The 3,286-nt window shown below is 55.5% G+C and carries 2 rRNA genes; both read left to right on the top strand.

Features of this window, described 5'->3' with window-relative positions:
• Positions 1 to 123 precede the first annotated feature (123 nt).
• Positions 124 to 3,011: ribosomal RNA gene (locus JH15_RS17400) — 23S ribosomal RNA — on the top strand.
• Between the two features lie 114 nt (positions 3,012 to 3,125).
• Positions 3,126 to 3,241, top strand: a 5S ribosomal RNA gene (gene rrf, locus JH15_RS17395).
• Positions 3,242 to 3,286 lie beyond the last annotated feature (45 nt).

Here is a 3,286-nt window from a genome sequence, read left to right as displayed (position 1 = left end):
GCTCTTTAACAATGTGAATCATGCTGACAATGTTCTTTCCGCAAGGAAAGGACGCAAGATACGTCTCAAGCGTATCCGGCAATTGTCGTACGTCATCGCGGACCAGACCCTTTCGGGTTATATGGTCAAGCGATGAAGCGCATACGGTGGATGCCTTGGCAGCCAGAGGCGATGAAAGACGTGGTAGCCTGCGATAAGCTTCGGTGAGGTGGCAAACGACCTGTGACCCGGAGATCTCTGAATGGGGAAACCCACCCTGCTTGCAGGGTATCCCACACTGAATCCATAGGTGTGGGAGGCGAACCGGGGGAACTGAAACATCTCAGTACCCCGAGGAAAAGAAATCAACCGAGATTCCCCTAGTAGCGGCGAGCGAACGGGGACTAGCCCTTAAGCGGCACAACCGATAGGCGAACAGGCTGGGAAGCCTGACCATAGCGGGTGATAGTCCCGTAGCCGAAATCCGAGTGTCGTGAAATCGAGTAGGTCGGGGCACGTGAAACCTTGACTGAACATGGGGGGACCATCCTCCAAGGCTAAATACTCCTGGCTGACCGATAGTGAACCAGTACCGTGAGGGAAAGGCGAAAAGAACCCCGGAGAGGGGAGTGAAATAGATCCTGAAACCGTATGCGTACAAGCAGTGGGAGCAGGCTTGTTCTGTGACCGCGTACCTTTTGTATAATGGGTCAGCGACTTATTTTCAGTGGCGAGCTTAACCGTATAGGGGAGGCGTAGGGAAACCGAGTCTTAACTGGGCGACCAGTCGCTGGGAATAGACCCGAAACCGGGCGATCTATCCATGAGCAGGGTGAAGGTTGAGTAACATCAACTGGAGGCCCGAACCAGGACCTGTTGAAAAAGGTTTGGATGACTTGTGGATCGGAGTGAAAGGCTAATCAAGCTCGGAGATAGCTGGTTCTCCTCGAAAGCTATTTAGGTAGCGCCTCACGTATCACCGCCGGGGGTAGAGCACTGTTTCGGCTAGGGGGCCATCCCGGCTTACCAACCCGAGGCAAACTCCGAATACCGGTGAGTGCGAGCGTGGGAGACACACAGCGGGTGCTAACGTCCGTTGTGAAAAGGGAAACAACCCAGACCGTCAGCTAAGGCCCCAAAATCCTGGTTAAGTGGGAAACGATGTGGGAAGGCTTAGACAGCTAGGAGGTTGGCTTAGAAGCAGCCATCCTTTAAAGAAAGCGTAATAGCTCACTAGTCGAGTCGGCCTGCGCGGAAGATGTAACGGGGCTCAAACCAGGTGCCGAAGCTACGGGTTCGTCGTAAGACGAGCGGTAGAGGAGCGTCGTGTACGCCAATGAAGGTGTGTTGAAAAGCATGCTGGAGGTATCACGAGTGCGAATGCTGACATGAGTAACGACAAGGGGCGTGAAAAACGCCCCCGCCGGAAGACCAAGGGTTTCTGTTCGACGCTAATCGGAGCAGAGTGAGTCGGCCCCTAAGGCGAGGCCGAAAGGCGTAGTCGATGGGAAACGGGTTAATATTCCCGTACCTCACAGTATTGCGATGGGGGGACGAAGAAGGCTAGGCGAGCCAGGCGTTGGTTGTCCTGGTGAAAGCCAGTAGGCTGGGATCTCAGGCAAATCCGGGATCCTAAGGCCGAGAGGTGAGACGAACACCCCACGGGGTGGAAGTCGTCGATGCCACGCTTCCAGGAAAAGCCTCTAAGCTTCAGATACTGTGGGACCGTACCCCAAACCGACACAGGTGGTCAGGTAGAGAATACCAAGGCGCTTGAGAGAACTCGGGTGAAGGAACTAGGCAAAATGGTGCCGTAACTTCGGGAGAAGGCACGCCGCATTAGGGTGAAGGGACTTGCTCCCCGAGCCCGACGCGGTCGAAGATACCAGGTGGCTGCAACTGTTTATTAAAAACACAGCACTCTGCTAACGCGCAAGCGGACGTATAGGGTGTGACGCCTGCCCGGTGCCGGAAGGTTAAGTGATGGTGTTAGCCCTCGGGCGAAGCTCTTGATCGAAGCCCCGGTAAACGGCGGCCGTAACTATAACGGTCCTAAGGTAGCGAAATTCCTTGTCGGGTAAGTTCCGACCTGCACGAATGGCGTAATGATGGCCACGCTGTCTCCACCCGAGACTCAGTGAAATTGAAATCGCAGTGAAGATGCTGTGTACCCGCGGCTAGACGGAAAGACCCCGTGAACCTTTACTATAGCTTCACACTGGATGCTGATGTTGCTTGTGTAGGATAGCTGGGAGGCTTTGAAACCCGGACGCCAGTTCGGGTGGAGCCAACCTTGAAATACCAGCCTGGCATCATTGGCGTTCTAACTCAGGCCCGTCATCCGGGTCGAGGACAGTGTGTGGTGGGTAGTTTGACTGGGGCGGTCTCCTCCCAAAGAGTAACGGAGGAGCACGAAGGTACCCTCAGCACGGTTGGAAATCGTGCATTGAGTGCAAGAGCATAAGGGTGCTTAACTGCGAGACAGACACGTCGAGCAGGTACGAAAGTAGGTTCTAGTGATCCGGTGGTTCTGTATGGAAGGGCCATCGCTCAACGGATAAAAGGTACTCCGGGGATAACAGGCTGATACCGCCCAAGAGTTCACATCGACGGCGGTGTTTGGCACCTCGATGTCGGCTCATCACATCCTGGGGCTGAAGTCGGTCCCAAGGGTATGGCTGTTCGCCATTTAAAGTGGTACGCGAGCTGGGTTTAGAACGTCGTGAGACAGTTCGGTCCCTATCTGCCGTGGGCGTTGGAAGTTTGAGAAGCGCTGCTCCTAGTACGAGAGGACCGGAGTGGACGTACCTCTGGTGTTCCGGTTGTCACGCCAGTGGCACTGCCGGGTAGCTAAGTACGGACGGGATAACCGCTGAAAGCATCTAAGCGGGAAGCCCCCTTCAAGATGAGACTTCCCTGAGGCCTTGAGCCTCCTGAAGGGCCCAGCGAGACCAGCTGGTTGATAGGCACGGTGTGGAAGCGCTGCAAGGCGTTGAGCTAACGTGTACTAATTGCCCGTGAGGCTTGACCATATAACCCCAAGGGGTCTGCGCATGACGCAGGACAATTGACGGATACGCGAGACGTAGCGTCAGCATGATTCACGAGGGGATGACGGTGCGCCGGCCATCCCCTCACCAGTTACGCCTGACGACCATAGCGTGCGGGAACCACCTGATCCCATGCCGAACTCAGCAGTGAAACCGCTCAGCGCCGATGGTAGTGTGGGGTCTCCCCATGTGAGAGTAGGTCATCGTCAGGCACCTTTTCGGAAACCCCGGCCAGCAGGCCGGGGTTTTTTCGTTGT

The sequence above is a fragment of the Litchfieldella xinjiangensis genome, from assembly GCF_000759345.1.
Taxonomy (GTDB): domain Bacteria; phylum Pseudomonadota; class Gammaproteobacteria; order Pseudomonadales; family Halomonadaceae; genus Litchfieldella_A; species Litchfieldella_A xinjiangensis.
This window is presented reverse-complemented; position numbering and strand designations above follow the sequence as displayed.